Origin of the sequence: Jannaschia seohaensis (assembly GCF_900116765.1) — a bacterium.
Classification (GTDB): Bacteria; Pseudomonadota; Alphaproteobacteria; order Rhodobacterales; family Rhodobacteraceae; genus Jannaschia; species Jannaschia seohaensis.
Window position 1 is genome coordinate 151,914 of the sequence record NZ_UETC01000007.1, and the last position, 16,948, is coordinate 168,861.

The 16,948-nt window shown below is 68.0% G+C and carries 16 protein-coding genes; 15 read left to right on the forward strand and 1 reads right to left on the reverse strand.

Features of this window, described 5'->3' with window-relative positions; translation table 11 throughout:
- Positions 1–48 precede the first annotated feature (48 nt).
- The 3 genes from DTQ71_RS15395 to DTQ71_RS15405 are packed head-to-tail and all read left to right on the forward strand — an operon-like array spanning position 49 to position 3,776.
- Positions 49–993 carry a 3-hydroxyacyl-CoA dehydrogenase NAD-binding domain-containing protein gene (locus tag DTQ71_RS15395; RefSeq protein ID WP_211317146.1) on the forward strand — a complete coding sequence of 315 codons (945 nt, stop codon included), beginning with the start codon at positions 49–51 and terminating at the stop codon, positions 991–993.
- Complete coding sequence (locus tag DTQ71_RS23560) at positions 986–2,653, forward strand: FAD-dependent oxidoreductase (RefSeq protein WP_109565182.1); 1,668 nt, start codon at positions 986–988, stop codon at positions 2,651–2,653. Before DTQ71_RS15395 ends, DTQ71_RS23560 begins: the two co-directional genes overlap by 8 nt.
- Entirely contained in the window at positions 2,640–3,776 is a 1,137-nt protein-coding gene (locus DTQ71_RS15405) for an NAD(P)/FAD-dependent oxidoreductase (protein ID WP_170125453.1), read from the forward strand. The genes DTQ71_RS23560 and DTQ71_RS15405 overlap by 14 nt, the downstream gene beginning before the upstream one ends.
- Here DTQ71_RS15405 and DTQ71_RS15410 read toward each other — a convergent pair.
- On the reverse strand, positions 3,766–4,569 hold the full coding sequence (locus tag DTQ71_RS15410; protein ID WP_170125454.1) for an IclR family transcriptional regulator domain-containing protein: 804 nt from the start codon (positions 4,567–4,569) through the stop codon (positions 3,766–3,768). The two genes, DTQ71_RS15405 and DTQ71_RS15410, sit on opposite strands and share 11 nt — an antisense overlap.
- 285 nt (positions 4,570–4,854) lie before the next feature.
- Here DTQ71_RS15410 and DTQ71_RS15415 point away from each other — a divergent pair, with 285 nt between their 5' ends.
- The 12 genes from DTQ71_RS15415 to DTQ71_RS15470 all read left to right on the forward strand — a co-directional run bounded on the left by DTQ71_RS15415 (position 4,855) and on the right by DTQ71_RS15470 (position 16,704).
- Positions 4,855–6,156, forward strand: coding sequence for an ABC transporter substrate-binding protein (locus DTQ71_RS15415; protein ID WP_170125455.1), 1,302 nt, complete (start codon positions 4,855–4,857; stop codon positions 6,154–6,156).
- A gap of 52 nt (positions 6,157–6,208) precedes the next feature.
- Positions 6,209–7,105, forward strand: coding sequence for a carbohydrate ABC transporter permease (locus DTQ71_RS15420; RefSeq protein WP_109565186.1), 897 nt, complete (start codon positions 6,209–6,211; stop codon positions 7,103–7,105).
- Complete coding sequence (locus DTQ71_RS15425) at positions 7,102–7,923, forward strand: carbohydrate ABC transporter permease (protein WP_109565187.1); 822 nt, start codon at positions 7,102–7,104, stop codon at positions 7,921–7,923. The genes DTQ71_RS15420 and DTQ71_RS15425 overlap by 4 nt, the downstream gene beginning before the upstream one ends.
- A 3-nt stretch (positions 7,924–7,926) precedes the next feature.
- Positions 7,927–9,048 (forward strand): ABC transporter ATP-binding protein, encoded by a 1,122-nt coding sequence (locus DTQ71_RS15430; RefSeq protein WP_109565188.1) that lies wholly within the window; start codon positions 7,927–7,929, stop codon positions 9,046–9,048.
- A 27-nt stretch (positions 9,049–9,075) separates the two neighbouring features.
- Positions 9,076–9,996: a dihydrodipicolinate synthase family protein gene (locus DTQ71_RS15435; RefSeq protein ID WP_146204876.1), complete on the forward strand. Its 921-nt coding sequence runs from the start codon at positions 9,076–9,078 to the stop codon at positions 9,994–9,996.
- A 25-nt stretch (positions 9,997–10,021) separates the two neighbouring features.
- A complete protein-coding gene (locus tag DTQ71_RS15440; protein WP_109565190.1) occupies positions 10,022–10,804 on the forward strand; it encodes an SDR family oxidoreductase in 783 nt (260 codons plus the stop codon).
- Positions 10,804–11,502 carry an SDR family NAD(P)-dependent oxidoreductase gene (locus DTQ71_RS15445; RefSeq protein WP_109565191.1) on the forward strand — a complete coding sequence of 233 codons (699 nt, stop codon included), beginning with the start codon at positions 10,804–10,806 and terminating at the stop codon, positions 11,500–11,502. Before DTQ71_RS15440 ends, DTQ71_RS15445 begins: the two co-directional genes overlap by 1 nt.
- Positions 11,499–12,887: an aminotransferase class III-fold pyridoxal phosphate-dependent enzyme gene (locus tag DTQ71_RS15450; RefSeq protein WP_109565192.1), complete on the forward strand. Its 1,389-nt coding sequence runs from the start codon at positions 11,499–11,501 to the stop codon at positions 12,885–12,887. The genes DTQ71_RS15445 and DTQ71_RS15450 overlap by 4 nt, the downstream gene beginning before the upstream one ends.
- Positions 12,884–13,768, forward strand: coding sequence for a polysaccharide deacetylase family protein (locus tag DTQ71_RS15455; RefSeq protein WP_109565193.1), 885 nt, complete (start codon positions 12,884–12,886; stop codon positions 13,766–13,768). The genes DTQ71_RS15450 and DTQ71_RS15455 overlap by 4 nt, the downstream gene beginning before the upstream one ends.
- Positions 13,769–13,895: 127 nt before the next feature.
- Positions 13,896–14,423 (forward strand): TRAP transporter small permease, encoded by a 528-nt coding sequence (locus tag DTQ71_RS15460; protein ID WP_109565194.1) that lies wholly within the window; start codon positions 13,896–13,898, stop codon positions 14,421–14,423.
- Position 14,424: 1 nt separating this feature from the next.
- Positions 14,425–15,696 carry a TRAP transporter large permease gene (locus tag DTQ71_RS15465; protein WP_109565195.1) on the forward strand — a complete coding sequence of 424 codons (1,272 nt, stop codon included), beginning with the start codon at positions 14,425–14,427 and terminating at the stop codon, positions 15,694–15,696.
- Positions 15,697–15,714: 18 nt separating this feature from the next.
- Positions 15,715–16,704: a TRAP transporter substrate-binding protein gene (locus DTQ71_RS15470; RefSeq protein ID WP_109565196.1), complete on the forward strand. Its 990-nt coding sequence runs from the start codon at positions 15,715–15,717 to the stop codon at positions 16,702–16,704.
- Positions 16,705–16,948: the final 244 nt, after the last annotated feature.

Here is a 16,948-nt window from a genome sequence, read left to right on the forward strand (position 1 = left end):
TAGCGCACTTTTGTACGCTATGCGAACCCCATTTCAGAGAGGGCCAGCGTGACGACGACAGAGGCACCCACGGTCACGATCCTTGGCGCCGGACCCATCGGCCTGTCCTTCGCCGCGATCTTCCTCGATACGGGGCGCAACGTCACGCTCATCGAGCCCGACCCCACGCGCCGCGCCGAAGTGGAGGCGGGCATCGCCCGTTACCGCGAGGCCATGGACCTGGCCGGGCTGCGGGTCGGGCGGGCCGCGGCGCTCGACCTGCGGCCCGCGCTGCCGGACGCGACGGCGCCTGCGCTGGTGATCGAATGCGGGCCGGAGCGGCTGGACGCAAAGCAGGCGATCTTCGCCGACCTGCTGGCCCGGACCGGGCCGGAGACGCTGCTCGCCACCGCGTCCTCCGCGATCCCCATGTCGCAGATCGTGCCCGAGCCCGCCGCGCAGGCCCGCTGCCTCGTGGCGCATCCGGTCAACCCGCCCTCCGTGCTGCGCCTGATCGAGTTGGTTCCTGCGCCGGGCACGCGGGCCGAGCATCTGACGAGGGCCGCGGCGCTGTTCGAGGGGGTCGGTTTCAGAGCCGTCACGCTCGGGGCGGAGATCGAAGGATTCGTGCTCAACCGTCTCCAGGGCGCGCTCCTGCGGGAGGCGTATCGGCTGGTGGAGGACGGGATCCTCGGCCCGGGCGAGATCGACGATGTGGTGCGCCTGGGCCTCGGGCCGCGATGGGCGCTCTCGGGGCCGTTCGAGACCGCCGACCTGAACACGCCCGGCGGCATCACCGCGCATGCGGCGCGCATGGGCCCGGCCTACAAACGCATGGGCGAGGCGCGCGGCGAGCGGGTGGATTGGTCGCCCGCGCTGGTGGAGCGGGTGGCGGCGGACCGGCGCGCGCGCGTGCCGGAGGCGGACATCCCCGCGCGCGTGGCCTGGCGCGCGGAAGCCGTGGCTCGGCTGGTCGCGGCGCGGGACCGTATCGCCGGGGGCGGCGATGAGTGAGCCCGCGCTCGAATTCGACGGCCGCGCGGTGCCCTTCCGCGAAGGCCAGACCATCGCCGCGGCGCTGACCGAGGCAGGGCAGCGCGCCTTCCGGCGGACTGCGAAGGACGCGCCGCGCGGCATCTTCTGCGGCATGGGGGTGTGCCAGGACTGCCTCGTGACGGTGGATGGCGTGCCCAACCGTCGCGCCTGCATGACCAAGGCCCGCGCGGGCCAGCGCGTCACAACCGGGGAGCCCTTTCCCGCCCTCGACCTCGACGCGCGCCTGCCGGAGCCCGCGCCCGCGCGGGTGCTGGAGCCGGAGGTGCTGGTCATCGGCGGCGGGGCAGGGGGGCTCAGCGCCGCCATTGCGGCCCGCGCGGCGGGCGCGAAGGTCGTGCTCGTGGATGAACGCCCGGTGCCGGGGGGACAGTATTACAAGCAGGCCGCGTCCGGAGCGCCGCTCGACGCGCAACAAAGCGAGGGCGCCGCGCTTGTCGCCGCGGCGCGGGAGAGCGGCGCGGAGCTGCTCGGCGGCGTGGAGATCTGGGGCGCCTTCGATGGCCCGCTCTTTCTCGCCGAACAGGACGGTGCCGCCCTGATCCTGCGCCCCAAGACGGTGATCGTGGCGACCGGCGCCTATGAGCGGCCCGTGATGGTGCCCGGCTGGACCTTGCCGGGGGTGATGACCACCGGCGCGGCGCAGACGCTCTGGCGCAGCTACCGCACGTTGCCCGGGCGGCGCGTGGTGGTCTGCGGGTCGGGGCCGCTGAACGCGCAGGTGGCGTTGGAGCTGGCCGAAGGCGGGGCCGAGGTCGCCTGCGTGGCGGAGCTGGCGCCCATGCCATTCGGCAAGCCCTTCGCGGCGGCGCGGATGGCGCTCGCCGATCCGGCGCTGACCTTGAAAGGTTTCGGGCTGCTCCGCGGGCTGCGCCGCCGGGGGATCGCGCTGCGATATGGAACGGCGCTGCGCGGGATCGAGGCGGCTGATGGCGGGCTCGCGGTGACGCTGGCCGACCGGCGGGACGGGTCTCGGGTCGTCGAGGTGGATGCGGTCTGCATGAATGCGGGCTTCGAGCCGCAGAACGAGATCCTGCGTCTGCTGGGGGCGCAGATGACCTATGATGCCGTCTTCGGCCACCTGCGCTGCACCCGCTCCGAGACGCTGGAAACCTCGGTCCCGGGCGTCTACGCGGTCGGCGACTGCGCCGGGATGGGCGGTGCGCCCGCGGCGCGGGTCGAGGGACGGATCGCGGGGCGCGCGGCGGCTGCGGCGACGGGCCATGGCGAGGCCTATGACCTCTTCGCCGAGCTGCGCACGCTTGCCCGCCACCGGCGGTTCCAGCGCGGGCTCTGGCGGCTCTACGACGTCCGCCCGCGCCCGCCGGAGCCTGGGCAGGGCGAGACGATCCTCTGCCGCTGCGAGGAGGTGTCGCTCGCGGAGGCTACCGAGGGCCACGGCCGCAATCCCGGCCATGTCGGCACGCTCAAGCGCGGCACCCGCATCGGCATGGGGCGCTGTCAGGGGCGGTATTGCGGCCCGGTGGCGACGCGGCTCGTGGCCGGGTGGTCGGGCGCCGAGATCGCGGATCGCAGTTTCTTCGCGCCGCGTGTGCCGATCAAGCCCGTCAGCATCGCTTCGATCCTCGCGGCGCAGGAGGCGCTCGATGACGCCCCCTGACGTGCTGGTGATCGGCGGCGGGATCATCGGCCGCGTCGCCGCGATCGAGCTTGCCACCGCCGGCGCCACGGTCACGATCGTCGATGCGGGGACGAATGCCGGCAGCCACGCCAATGCGGGCAGCCTGCATGTCCAGATGCAGAGCCGCTTCATCCGGCTCTTCCCCGAGCAGGCGCCCAATGTCGAGGCCGCCCTGCCGCTCTATAAACAGGCGGCGTCCGTCTGGGCCGATCTGGAGGCGCGCATCGGAGACTGCGAGCTGACCCGGCAGGGCGGGCTGATGCTGGCGGAGGGCGAGGCGCAGATGGCCTTCCTCGAGGACAAGGCGCGGCGGGAGGAGCGCCGGGGCCTCGACGTGACGCTTCTCGACCGCGCCGCGCTCGACCGTATCGCGCCCTGGATCGGGGCGCAGATCGTCGGCGCCGAGCTTTGCCGCGACGAGGGCAAGCTGAACCCGCTCCTGGCTGGGCGGCGGCTGGAGGCGGAATGCCGTCGCCTCGGCATCACGGTCGTCACCGACAGCGTCCAGGCGCTTGAGCGGGCGGGCGGCGGGATGGTGGCGCATGGCCGGCGGTCCCGCTACGCCGCCCAGGAGGTGGTGATCGCCGCCGCCTGGGGATCGGGCGTCATCGTGCGCGACTTCGGCGTCGACATCCCGACCCGAGCCGAGCCGCTGCACATGAACATCACCGAACCCTGCGCCTACCAGATCGCCCATCTCGTGCAGCACGCCGAGCGTCCGATCACGTTCAAGCAGTTCAAGTCGGGGCAGATCGTCATCGGTGGGGGGTGGCCCGCGCGCGACAACGGGCCTGACGCGGTGCCCTCGGTGCGCGCGGACTCCCTGCTGGGCAATGTCGCGCTGGCCGCGCGGCTCGTCCCGGCGGTGGGCCGGCTGCGCCTCATCCGCACCTGGGCGGGGATGAACACCACCGCCGATGGCGGCTCCATCCTGGGCCGGCTCGCGCGGGAACCCCGCGTGACGATGGCGGTGCCGGGCGATGCGGGCTACACGCTCGGGCCGCTCATCGGGCAGATGGCCGCGTCCATCGTGCTGGGCCAGGCGCCGCCGGCGGACCCCGCCCCCTACGCGCCCGACCGATTCGCCGCCGCTACCGCTTGAGCGCGCGGGAGATGTGCTCCACCGTGACCTGAAGCTTGGGCAGGATCAGGTTCACCATGGTCTCGGGCGTCATGCGCACGCTGGGCACGCCCACGTTGATCGCGCCGACCAGCGCGCCCGTGCTGTCGTGGAGCGGCACCGCGATGGACATCAGGCCGATCTCCATCTCCTGATCCACGAGGCACCAACCCTTGTCGCGCACATCTTCGAGGATGCGTCGGAAGGTGTCGCGATCGGTAACGGTGCGGTCGGTCATCCGGGTCAGCGGCACGTTCTGGATCATGCCCGCCCAGTTTTCTTGCGGCTGGGCGGCGAGCAGCACGCGGCCCGTCGCGGTGTTCGCCGCCGGAAAGCGCGCCCCCACCGTGATGCCCACGCTGATGACCCGGTGATATTGCGCGCCGCTGACATAGACCACGTCGAACTTGTCGAGCACGGCGGCCGAGACGGACTCGCGGATCTCGTCCGAGAGGTGGTCGATGAAGGGGCGGGCGATGTCCCACACGCCCTTGGAGGACAGGACGGAATAGCCGAGTTCCAGCACCTGCGGCGTCAGGTCGAAGAGCTTGCCGTCGGCCACCGCGTAGCCCTCGCGCACGAGCGTAAGTAGGATGCGACGGGCGCCCGCGCGGGTGTTGCCGGTCTCGGCGGCCACCTCCGACAAGGTCATCTTGCGGCCCGTGCGGTTGAAGGCGCGCAGCACCTCCAGGCCCCGGGCGAGGGAGCTGACATAGTCGCGCGGATTGAGCCCGCCCGCATCTGCATCCTCGCTAAAGTCCGGCGCCGCGGTCATCAGCCCCGTCTGTGCAGCGCCTTTCGGCGGAGCCCCCTTTTTCGACCCTTCGCTATCCGCCATCTCGCTGGCCATCTGTTCCTCTCAGCACTTCCGTCGCCATCCTGCCCGAGACCGCGCCCGAATGACACCCAAGGGGGCGGTTCGGCTCGCAATCGCCAAAAAAGTGTATTGCGCGACAGGCGGGAACTTTGCTTATATCGAACAAGAGTGCGCTATGTGAACAGATCAATCGCTCAGGGAGGGCACAGCAAAATGGCACATACTCGGTGGACCGGACCCGGAATGACCCGCCGCACGGCGCTTGGCGGGCTGGCCGCGGCCTCCGCGATGGCGGGCCTGCCGCGCGCGGCCCGCGCCCAGACCGCGCCGCTGCGCTGGTGGTCGCCGCAGAGCTCGCCCGCGCAGGCCGCGGCCTACGAGTTCCAGATCGAAGCGTTCAAGGCCGCCACCGGCATCGACGTCGTCTTCGAGCGGACCTCGGACGAAGGCTACGCGCCGCAACTCGCCGCGGCCTTCTCCTCGGGCGAGGTGCCCGACGTGGTGACGCATCTGCCGTCCTTCGCGGCGCAGACCTACTATGCCAACGGCCTTCTCGAGCCCTTCAATGACGTGATCGAGGCGATCGGCACGGAGAAGTACTACGAGGGCGCCAACAACGTCTTCCTTGCCGAGGACGGCAACTACTGCGCCACCGGCATCGGCAACTCCGCGGCCAACATGCTCTGGGTGCGCCGCGACCTGATGGCCGAGGCGGGCATCGACAAGATCCCGGAGACCTGGGACGAGCTGCGCAATGCCGTGTCCGCGATGCAGAAAGGCGGCATCTACGGCGCGCCGCTGCCCTACGGCGTCAACTCCATGACGTCGCTGATCTTCATCGGCTTCATCCATCAGGCGGGCGGGCAGGTCTTCACCCCCGATCTGCAGGTGAACCTCGACAACGAGGGCACGCGCAACGCGCTCGAGTTCTACAAAGAGATGCGCGAGTATTGCCCGCCGGGCGCGACCAACTACTCCTGGGGCGAGAGCCTGACGGCCTTCGTATCGGGCGCCACGGCGACGGGCATCTACACCGGCCGTGTCCTGATCAACGTCAATGACCAGAACCCGCCGCTGGCCGATCACATTACCTGCGCCACCTATCCGCGCATGTCGACCGACATCGCACCCTGGACGTTCAACGACTTCGCCTCGGTTTTCATCCCGGCGCAGTCGCAGAACAAGGAAGCCGCCAAGCAATTCGCCGCCTTCCTCTTCGATCCTCCGGGCTACATCCGGCAGCTGCACGCCGCCCCGGGCCACGTTCTGCCGATCCTGCGCACGATCTCGGAGAACCCGGAATATCAGGACAACGCCATCATCCAGAAATATAGCTCGGAGGTCGATCTCATGGCGGCCTCGGCGGCGAACGGCTTCAACCTGGGCTACGAGTCGCCCGAGCACCAGTCGAACTCCAAAGCGGGTGAGATCATCGGCTCCAACATCATCTCCGAGATGGTGGGCCGCGTCGTCCTGAACGGCGACAATGTCGATGAGGCGTTGAGCGACGCCTCGCAGGCCATCGAAGCCATCATGGCCTCCTGAGCCGAAAGACATCGGCCTCCGCCGGGTTTGACCCGGCGGAGGCGCAAAAGCCATGCAAGCATCCCAGACCGTTCTAGAACGCCGCTATGCCGCGCTTGGGCTCCTGCTCATCGCGCCTACCGTGCTCGTGTTCTGCGCAGTGATCGTCTACCCGCTGGTCTCCGCGATTTACCTGTCGCTCTTTTCGATCTTCACGCCGACGCTGCAGGGCGAATGGGTGGGGCTCGACAATTACCGGACGCTGCTCGCGAAGGACGAGTTCTGGTCGTCGCTCGTCAACAACCTGATCTGGACCGTCGGCACGCTGACGCTGCAGATCCTGCTCGGCGTCGGGATGGCGCTGGTGCTGCATCAGAACATCTGGTTCCGCAGCCTGGCGCGGTCGCTGATCCTGTTTCCCTACTTCATCTCCACGGTGGTGGCCGTGCTGGTGTGGAAGTGGCTCTTCAACGACCTCTACGGCATCCTCAACCATCTGATGCTCGCCGTGGGAATGATCGACATGCCCGTCGACTATCTCGGCACGATGCCCAACGCGATGATCTCGGTCATCCTGGTGGGCGCGTGGAAGTTCTTCCCCTTCGTCGTGATCGCGGTGCTGGCGCGGCTTCAGACGATCCCCGACGCGCTCTATGAGGCGGCGCGGATCGACGGCGCCGGCCCCATCGCGCGGTTCTTCGACGTGACGCTGCCGCAGCTGCGCGACGTTCTCGTGGTCATCATCATGTTGCGCGCGATCTGGGACTTTAAGGAATTCGACATGATCTACCTGCTGACCGGCGGCGGGCCCATCACCTCGACCCAGACGCTGCCGCTTCTGGTCTACAAGGAGGCTTTCGCGCTCAACCAGATGGGCATGGCGGCGGCCTATGCGGTCGTGATGATGCTGATCATGCTGGTCTTCATGATCGTCTATATCCGCCGCACCCGGCAGGAGGCGGACACGTGATCCGGCGCGTCGCCTTCAACCTCTTCGCCTGGGGCATCGTGCTGGCGGTGGCGTTCCCGCTGTTCTGGATGCTGGTCACCAGCGTGAAGCCGCAGTTCGAGCTCTTCCGCCGTCCGCCCACCTTCCTGCCCGAGACCTGGACGCTGGAGCACTATATCCGCCTGATCCAGGACACCCCGTTCCTGACCTATTTCAAGAACTCGATCATCCTGTCGACGGCCACCACGCTCGTCGTGGTCGCCATCTCCACGCTCGGGGCCTACAGCCTCGTGCGGTTCAAGTATCGGGGGCGGGAAAGTCTCGCCTTCCTCGTGCTCTTCACCTATCTGCTGCCCTCGGTCGTGCTCATCATCCCGCTCTATCTGATGCTGGTGAGCATGGGGCTGTCGAACACCATCTTCTCGCTGGTCATCGCCTATACGACCTTCGCGCTTCCTTACGCTTTGTGGCTGCTGCGGTCCTTTATGGCGGGCATTCCCGAAGACCTGGAGAGCGCGGCGCTGGTCGACGGGGCCAGCCGCATGGGCGCCTTCGTGGACGTGATCCTGCCGCAGCTTTTGCCGGGCATCATATCCACGGCGCTCTTCACGTTCATCCTGTCGTGGAACGAATATCTCTACGCGCTGGTCCTGGTGAACTCGGACTCGGCGCGGCCCCTGACGACCGGGGTGATGAACATGCTGGTCTCCAGCTTCAACATCGAATGGTCGCTTCTCATGGCGGCATCGGTCATGATGAGCGTTCCCCTCATCATCGTCTTCGCCTTCCTGCAAAGCTATCTGACCCGCGGTTTCGGCGCGGGCGGGGTCAAGGGGTAATCAATGGCAGCGGTCAACTTCGACAAGGTCGTCAAGTCCTTCGGCGCCTTCACCGCCGTGCACGGGCTCGACCTGGCCATCGACGAGGGCGAGTTCGTCTCGCTCCTCGGGCCGTCGGGCTGCGGCAAGACCACGACGCTCAGGATGCTCGCGGGGCTGGAGTTCCCCACCTCCGGCGAGATCAGCATCGGCGATCGCGTGGTGAACGACCTCGCCCCGGGCGAGCGCGACATCGCCATGGTCTTTCAATCCTACGCGCTCTACCCGCATATGACGGTGGCCCAGAACATCGCCTATCCGCTCAAGAAACGCGGTGTGCCCAAGTCCGAGCGCGGCGCGATGGTGCAGAAGACGGCGGAGCTTCTGCAGCTGACCGAGCTTTTGTCGCGCAAGCCCCGGCAGCTGTCGGGCGGGCAGCAGCAGCGCGTCGCCCTGGGCCGCGCGCTGGTGCGCGACCCGAAGGTCTTCCTCCTCGACGAGCCGCTCTCGAACCTCGACGCCAAGCTGCGCGGCTACATGCGGGTCGAACTGGTCGAACTCCACCGCCGCCTGGGCCGCACCATGGTCTACGTGACCCATGACCAGCTCGAGGCGATGACCATGTCGGACCGCATCGCCGTTATGGAAGGCGGGCGGCTCCAGCAATTCGCGCCGCCGACCGAGGTCTATCGCGCGCCCGCCAACCGCTTCGTGGCGGGCTTTATCGGCACCCCCGCGATGAACCTGATCGACGGCGAGATCCGGCAGTCTGGCGGCACTTGGCAGTTTCACGCGCCGGGGCTGACGCTCGACTGCCCGCCTCTGCTGGACAGTGCGCGGCCCGGCCCCGCCTGCCTCGGGATCCGTCCCGAGGGCGTGGTCTTCGGCAGCGGCCCGATCGAGGGGGTGGTGCAGGTCGTGGAGCAGACCGGACACGAGAACATCGTCGTGGCGCGGATCGGCGCGGATATGCGGCTCACCGGGCGGGTCGGAGCGGAGCGCGTCTGGCAGGCCGGCGAGACGGTCCGCTGCGGCATCGATATCGACCGCGCTCACATTTTCGCCGCGGGCGCGGCGGGCGAACGGCTGAACCGGCCCGGCCTCCGCCCGGTCGAGGCGCCGGCGGTCATCAAGGCGGCCCGTTAGGGCGCCCCGGTACGAGGAGAAATCGAGTTGGATAGATCGAGTGTCGATTGGGCGGGCCCCATGGTCGCGATCACGACCCCCTTTCACGCGGACGGCGCGGTGGATGAGGAGGCCTTCGTCGCGAATATCGACCGCCTCTTCGATGCGGGCGCGAGCGGCATGGTCGCCGCCGGCTGCACCGGCGAGTTCTGGGCGCTGTCCTTCGACGAGCGCGCCCGGCTGGCGGCCCTCGCGGTCGAGGCCTGCGCGGGGCGCGGCCCGGCCATCGTCGGCACCGGCTCCATCCGCGAAGGCGAGGTTGTCGACCAGATCCACGCGGCCAAGGAGGCCGGCGCCGACGGCGTGTTGGTGATGCCGCCCTACTTCGTCCGCCTCTCCGAATCTGAGACGATCGCGCATTTCGAGGCGGTGGACGCGGGCTCGGTCTTGCCGATCCTGCTCTACAACATCCCCGGAAACGCGGGGAACGCCATCACGCCCGCTATCGCGGACCGGCTGGCGGATCTCGATCATGTGGTGGGCATCAAGGAATCGAGCGGCGACTGGAACAATTTCCACGAAACGCTGATCCGCACCAAGGACCGCATCCGCGTCTTCTGCGGGCCATCATCGGTCTTTGGGGTGCCCGCGACGCTTGCGGGGGGCGACGGGCTGATCGACTGCTTCCCGAACGTCTGGGACAAGGGCTGCCTCGATCTCTGGCACGCCACCAAGGCGGGGCGGATGGCGGAGGCCTGGGCGCTTCAGGCGACGGGGATCGCCATGACGGATCTTTTCACCAGCGAGGGCCGGACGCTCTATCCCGCGACGAAGGCGGCGATGGATTACCTGGGTCTCGCCGGAGGCGGCATGCCGCGCCCGCCGCTGCGCGCGCTGGAAGGCCCGGCGCTGCAGGGCTTGAAGGACGGTATCGACAAGCTCATGGCGCCGCCCGCCAAAGTGGCCTGAGCCAAAGCGACGAAGGGAGAGGGTCATGGATCTGGGACTACGGGGCAAGCACGCCATCGTCACCGCCGCGAGCCGCGGGCTGGGCCTCGCCACGGCGCGGTCGCTGGCGCGCGAAGGGGTGAACCTGACGATGAACGCGCGCTCGGCCGAGGCGTTGGACGAAGCGGCGGAGGCGATCCGCGCGGAATTCGGTGTCGAGGTGCGGGCCGTCGCCGCCGATTTCAACGAGGCCGAGACGCGCGCGCGGCTCATGGACGAGGCGGGCGCGCCGGACATCCTGGTGAACAATCCCGGCGTCCGGCAGGTGCCCACGCCCTATGCGGAGATCACGCCGGAGGACTGGCGCTACTGGCTGGAGGTGCATTTCCTGTCCTCGGTGGACATGATCCAGCGGGCCGCGCCGGGCATGGCGGAGCGCAAGTTCGGCCGGATCGTCAACATGTCGGTGAGCTTCATCAAGTTCCCGGCGCAGGGCTTCGCCCATAGCCACGCGGCGCGGCTGGCGCTCTCGGGGGCCACGGCGTCGATGGTGCGCGACCTGATCCCGCATAACGTGACGATCAACACCGTCTGCCCCGGGCTTTTCGACACTGACGCGCTGCATACCAACCTCCACGGCCATGCGAAGCGCGGCAACACCACCTATGAGGCCATCGTGGAGAACCGGCTACAGTCCTGTCCGGCCGGGCGCTTCGCTGATCCGTCCGAGTGCGGCGACCTGATCGCCTATCTCTGCTCGGCGCAGGCTGGCTTCATGTCCGGGCAGAACATCGTCAACGACGGCGGCGTGTATCAGGGGCTCTTCTGATGAAGGTCGCCATGGTGTCGGGCGGTGGCCGCGGCGTGGGCGCGGCCATCACCGAACGCCTGCTGGCCGATGGCTGGGCCGTCTCGGTGGGGCTGCGCGACATGGGCCAGGCGGCGCGCTTCGCCGCCGCCGGCGACCGCATCGCGGCGTTTCGCTTCGACGCCGACGACCCCGCCACCGCGGCGCCCTGGGTCGATGCGACGGTCGCGCGGTGGGGCCGGCTCGACGCGCTCGTGAACAATGCCGGGATCCTGCGCAGCGTGGATTTCGAGACCGGGGACGAAGCCGATCTCGACGCGATGTGGGCGGTGAACGTCAAGGCGCCGTTCCGCCTGACGCGCGCGGCGTTGCCGCATCTGAGGGCCACCGGCGCGGGCCGCATCGTCAACATCGCCTCCACCGACGCGAAGCGCTACCGCGCGGGCGTCTCGGTGGGCTACACCATGACCAAGCACGCGCTGCTGGCGCTGACGCAGGCGGCGCGCTTCGCCGGGTGGGAGGACGGCGTGCGCGCCACGGCCATCTGCCCCGGCGCCACCGATACCGACCTTATCGCCGACATCCCCGGCGTCACGCCCAAGGATCAGCGTATCCGGCCCGAGACCGTCGCCCACATGGTGGCCTTCGTCATCGGCCTGCCGAACCAGGCCAGCGTACCGGAACTGATCGCCAATACCCGTTTGGAGAGCCTGATATGACGCCGCTCGACCTCGATCGCCGCAACGACGAACTGGCCGCCTGGGACCGCGATTGCCTGCTGCACCCGACGACCCACACCGCCCAGCATGCCCGTGGCGACACACCCGGGCGCATCGTGACCGGGGGCGAGGGCGTCTTCGTCACCGACCGCGACGGCAACCGCTTCCTCGACGCTTTCGCGGCGCTTTACTGCGTGAACGCGGGCTACGGGCGGACCGAGATCGCCGACGCCATCGCCGAGCAGGCCCACAAGCTGGCCTATTTCCACGCCTTTGCCGGCCATGGGAACGAACCCGCCATCCGGCTCGCGAAGATGGTCATGGACCGCGCGCCCGACCATATGGCCCGCGTCTATTTCGGTCTCTCGGGATCGGATGCCAACGAGACCAACGTCAAACTCGCTTGGCATTACAACATCCTGCGCGGCAAGCCGGAGAAGCGCAAGATCATCAGCCGTTGGCGGGCCTATCACGGATCGGGCCTCGTGTCGGGCTCGATGACCGGGCTGAAGGTCTATCACGACCGTTTCAACCTGCCACTCGACGGCTTCCTTCACACCCACACGCCGCATTACCTTCGCCGTCCCGAGCGGGAGATGGACGAAGCCGCGTATCTCGACTTCCTGATTGCCGAACTCGAAGCGCTGATTGCACGCGAGGGGCCGGAAACCATCGCCGCTTTCGTGGGCGAGCCGGTGCTGGGCACGGGCGGCATCATCCCCCCGCCCGAGGGCTACTGGGCGCGCGTGCAGGCGCTGCTCGCCGAGCACGACATCCTGCTGATCGCCGACGAGGTGGTGACGGGGTTCGGCCGCACCGGGCAGATGTTCGGCTCGGATCTCTATGGGTTGCGCCCCGATTTCATGACTATCGCCAAGGGGTTGACCTCGGCCTATGCGCCGCTTTCGGGCTCGATCCTCTCGCAGCGGGTCTTCGACGTTCTGATGACCGGGGCCGACGATTTCGGTCCGCTTGCCCATGGCTGGACCTATTCGGCCCATCCCATCGGCGCGGCGGCCGGCATCGCGACGCTCGACCTGGTGGACAGGCTGGGGCTGGTCGAGAACGCGGGCGAGACCGGCGCCTATCTGCTGGAGCGGCTGCGCGAGCGGGCGGAAGGCCATCGCAACGTGGCCGAAGTGCGTGGCGTCGGCCTGCTGGCCGCGGTGGAGCTCATGAAAGACCCATCCGCGGGCACCTGGTTCGAGCCCATGACCGTGGGCCCCAAGGTGGTGGCCGAGATGGCGCGGCTCGGCGTCATGACGCGGGCCATGCCCGAGGGCAACATCGTGGGCTTCGCCCCGCCGCTCTGCATCACCCGCGACGAGGTCGACCAGGTGGTCGATGCTTTCGGACAGGCCATCGAGTCGGTGCTGGGCGCATGAACCGCGACCGGCCGTGGGAGACGCCGGAGGAAGACTGGCGCGCCGCGGTAAACCGCGTCCGGGCGGGCCGGGCGCTGGAACCCGCCAGTTGGCCCGGCGGGGCGCGCTGCGCCTTGGCGCTCTCCTTCGATTGCGATCACGAGACGTTCGAGATGGGCGCGGGCAAGTCCGCCATCGGACGGCTCGCCTGGGGCGAGTTCGGGCGGCGGCGCGGCGTGCCGCGCGTGCTCGACGTGCTGGCCCGCCACGACGCGCGCGCGACCTTCTTCGTGCCCGCTGTGGCCGGCCTGATCGAGCCGGAGGCCCTGCAGCCGATCGTCGGGGCCGGTCACGAGATCGGCGTGCATGGCTGGATCCACGAGAATACGTCGCTGCTCGACCGGGAAACGGAGCGCACGCTGCTGCTGCGGTCGCGCGACACGCTGGAGCGACTGACGGGCCAGACCCCCGTCGGCCACCGCGCCGCCAATTGGGATCTGAGCGCCCATACGCTGGAGTTGGTCGCGGAGGCGGGCTTCGCCTATGATAGCAGCCTGATGGCCGACGATGCCTGCTACGAGCCGGTCTGCGACGGACGGCCCACCGGGCTGGTGGAGATCCCCGTGGACTGGGTGCGCGACGACGCGGTCTACCTTCTGTTCAACCGCGAGCCGCCGACGCGGCCCTGGACCGCGCCCGCGGACGTGCTCGACATCTTCCGGCGCGAATTCGACATGGCGTTCGACGAGGGCGGGGTCTGCCAACTGGTCTTTCATCCCTTCGTCATCGGCTACCGCTCCCGCATCTGGATCCTCGACGAGCTGATCCGCCACGCCAAGGCGCGCGGGCCGGTCTGGATCCCGACCCATGCGGAACTGGCAGAGTGGGTGCGGAAGGCGTGATGCCCATGTTGTTCGCATAGCGAACAATGATTTGTCTTGCGCACAATTCGAAAGCGCCTAAGCTCGACATGAACCGAGGCGCCTGGGCCCCGAGAGGCTTGGCGCAACAGGGGCGGGGGGATCTGGTTTGCGGCATTTCGTTTGTCTGATGGACGCGCTCAACAGGATCGTGACCGGCATCGTGGCGGCGCTGCTCGCGGTGGTGGCCACGGCGGTCATGGTCCAGGTGCTGGTGCGATTTGTGCTGACGGCGGCGGGCATTAACATCTCCGCCCCGTGGACCGAGGAACTGGCCCGCTACACGCTCATCTGGATGGTCTTCCTCGGCGCGGCGGTCGGCGTGCGCCACGCCCGGATGATCGCGCTGGAATTCGGCATCCGTAAACTGCCCCCGCGCGGGGGGATCCCGGTCAAATACGCCGTCACGTTGCTCTGCATCGCATTCTTCGGACTTTTGTTCGTGGTTGGTGTCGATTTTCTCGCCTTGGGCCGCACCGAGACCAGCCCGGTACTGGGGATCACCAAGGATTGGGTCTATCTCGCGATGCCGGTGGGGATGGTGCTCATGATCCTCAACTCGCTGGCGCTGATCGCCGAGACATTGGTCGAGGGCCGCGACCTGCGCTTCGCCTCCGATTTCGCGCCGGAGGACTGAGATGATCTTGCTCGTCGTTGTCCTTCTGGTCCTCTTCGTCCTCAGCGTCCCGATCGCCATGGCCCTGGGACTGGCCGCGATCCCGACGCTGATCGACAAGAACATCCCGATGATCGCCATCCCGCAGGTGATCTTCGAGTCGCTCGACAGTTTCGCGCTGATGGCGCTTCCGCTCTATGTGCTGGCCGGGCGGCTGATGCAGCATGGCGGCATCGCCGGACGGCTGGTCGACTTTGCCAAGGCGCTGGTGAGTTGGGTGCGTGGCGGCCTGGCCGCCGCCGTCGTGATGACATCGATGCTTTTTGCCACGATCTCCGGCTCCTCGGCGGCGACGGCCGCGGCCATCGGCTCGATGCTGATCCCGGAGATGGAGAAGCAGAAATACCCGCGCCCGTTCAGCGCCGCCACGACTGCGTCCTCGGGCGAACTGGGCGTCATCATCCCGCCCTCGGTGGCCATGGTGATCTACGGCGTCATCACCGGAATCTCGATTACCGATCTCTTCGTCGCGGGGTTCCTGCCGGGGCTGATGATCGGCGCCTCGCTGATGACCACCGCCATCCTGATCGCCTGGATCATGGGCTATGGCGAGCGGCAGCCGTTCCGGCTCGGCCCCTGGGCGGGCGAGGTGGGGCGCAGCCTCTGGCGGGCGTCGCTGTCGCTGTTCATGCCGGTCATCATCCTGGGCGGGATCTTCGGCGGCATCTTCACCGCGACCGAGGCGGCGGTGGTGGCGGTCGGCTACGCGCTGTTCCTGAGCCTCGTCGTCTACCGCGAACTGTCCCTGCGAGACCTGCCGCGCATCTTCGCCTCCGCCGCGGTCACCTCATCGGTCGTCATGATCATCGTGGCCTTCGCGGCGATGTTCGCCTTCGCGCTGCATCTCTTGCGCGCGCCGCAGCAGATCGGCCTGCTGCTGACGACGGTGACGGAGAACCCGATCTACTTCCTGCTGCTCGTCAATATCTTCCTGCTGATCGTCGGCATGTTCATGGAGACCTTCGCGGCCATCGTGATCCTCGGCCCGATCCTGTCGCCCATCGCCGTCAGCTACGGCATCGACCCGGTCCATTTCGGGCTCATCATGATCGTCAATCTGGCCGTGGGCATGGTGACCCCGCCGGTGGGCGTCAACCTGTTCATCGCGTGCGGGATAGCGCGCATCAGCATGGAGCAGCTGATGCGTCCGCTCTCGGTGTTCCTCGCGGTGCTGATCGCGAACCTTCTGATCATCACCTACGTGCCGAGCATCTCGCTCGCACTGCTCCGATAACCACAGGGAGAAACGGCAATGACCATTATGAGACATGTCTTCGGGGTGGCGGCGGTCGCCACGCTCGGCGCGGGTGCGGCGCAGGCGCAGACCTACGAGATGACGCTGGCCCACGTCCTGAGCGACCAAAGCCCGTATCAAGTGATCCTCGAGGAATTCAAGAGCCTCGTGGAGGAGCGCTCGGGCGGCGACATCGCGGTGGAGGTCCAGTGCTGCGGCCAGGCCGGCAACGAGGGCCGCGCCATCCAGTCCATGCGCACCGGCATCCTGACCGGCGGCATGGTGGGGGGCTCCACGCTGGAGACCGTCGTGCCCGCCTACCGGGTGCTGTCGCTGCCCTATCTCTTCGAGGACAAGAGCCAGGCCTATGAGATCCTCCAGTCCGAGATGGGCCGCGAGATGCTGGACCTCCTGGACGAGTACGGCATGCACGGGCTGGGCTTCGGCTCGATCTACGAGCGCTCCGTGGCGACCAAGGCGCCCGCCCGCGTCGAGAGCATCGATGACATGGAGGGTCTGAAGATCCGCGTCCTGCCGACCCCCGGCTTCGTCGAGGCCTACAAGGCCATGGGCACGCAGCCGACGCCGATGTCCTATGGCGAGCTCTTCATGGCGATCCAGAACAATGTCGTGGACGCGCTTGAAATCTCGCCCGACGCCATCGTCGCGGACGGCTTCTACGAGGCGGTGAACACCTACACGCTGACCAAGGCGCACCAGTCGACCACCGTCTTCGTGCTGTCGAAATCCTTCTGGGACGGCCTGCCCGACGACATGAAGGAACTGGTGCACACCGCCGCGCTGGAGGCGATCGACGTTGGCATCGCGGCCCATGACAAGCTGGCCGATGACGGGCTGGTCACGGCCGCCGAGGCCGGCGTGGAGATCCTCGAGCCCGATCTCGCGCCCTTCATGGAATCGGCCAAGCAGAGCTGGGACGTGATCCTCACCGATCAGCCCGAGGCGACCGAGTTCAAGGAGCGTTTCGAGGCGTTCATGGCCAACTGATCGCGGCCTTCGCCGATCATTGTGGCGGTCCTCCCGGGCCGCCCCTTGTCCGGGAGCCTAACAGCTGAGCCCACGACGTTCCGCGCCCAGCTTCTCGGAATTGAGACGCCCTCGCATGCATCTGCGAGGGCGTCGTTGTTTGTCTGGTGAGCGGCTCTGTTGCACAAATCGGCTGAACGCCGAAGTTCCCCTTTCCCCGGACGGACTTATCCCACAGCTTCCGTGACCGGGATGCCGAGCGCGG